The 492-nt window shown below is 69.9% G+C and carries 1 protein-coding gene; it reads right to left on the bottom strand.

Annotated features, from left to right (window positions below):
* On the bottom strand, positions 1–474 hold a 474-nt coding region (locus tag IFT73_RS19715), incomplete at its 3' end, for a DUF222 domain-containing protein (RefSeq protein ID WP_192168919.1).
* Between the last annotated feature and the right edge of the window lie 18 nt (positions 475–492).

Below are 492 nucleotides of genomic sequence, written 5' to 3'. Positions count from 1 at the left end.
CCACGCGACCAGCAGGTCGGCCTCACGCTGCGCGACGGTGCGGTCGTCGTCGGGGTCGACACCCCGGCGGGCGTTCTTGCGGATCCGGTCGGCGATCGCGGCGAGCTCATGCGAGGCCAGGTAGGCGCCCAGGTAGCCCATCGAGTCGTCACCGTGCTGGATCGTCACGTGGCGCTTGGTGCGTTCGTCCTCGGCCCGTTCGATCGCCAGATCGGCCTCGACCCGTCGCACGAACCGCTTCAACCACGCCCGCAGCTCGGCGACCGTGTGGGTCTGCGCGTACTGCACCACCCGCCGGTCGAGCAGGTGGACGGACTCGGTGCGCTTGAGCTGGCCGATCGTGTGCCCGACCTCGCGCACCCGCACCAGGTCGACACGCCCGTCCAGGAACGCTTCCCACGTCGTGGGCGAGTGGTCGCGCACCCGGTCGGCGAACGTCAACCGGTGCACCACCTGCCCCTCCGACAATCCCATCGCCTCACCAATGCTCAA

It is taken from the genome of Aeromicrobium sp. CFBP 8757, from assembly GCF_014841755.1.
GTDB lineage: Bacteria > Actinomycetota > Actinomycetes > Propionibacteriales > Nocardioidaceae > Aeromicrobium.
Note: the sequence above shows the minus strand (reverse complement) of the source record. Positions and strands in the feature narration are given on the sequence as shown.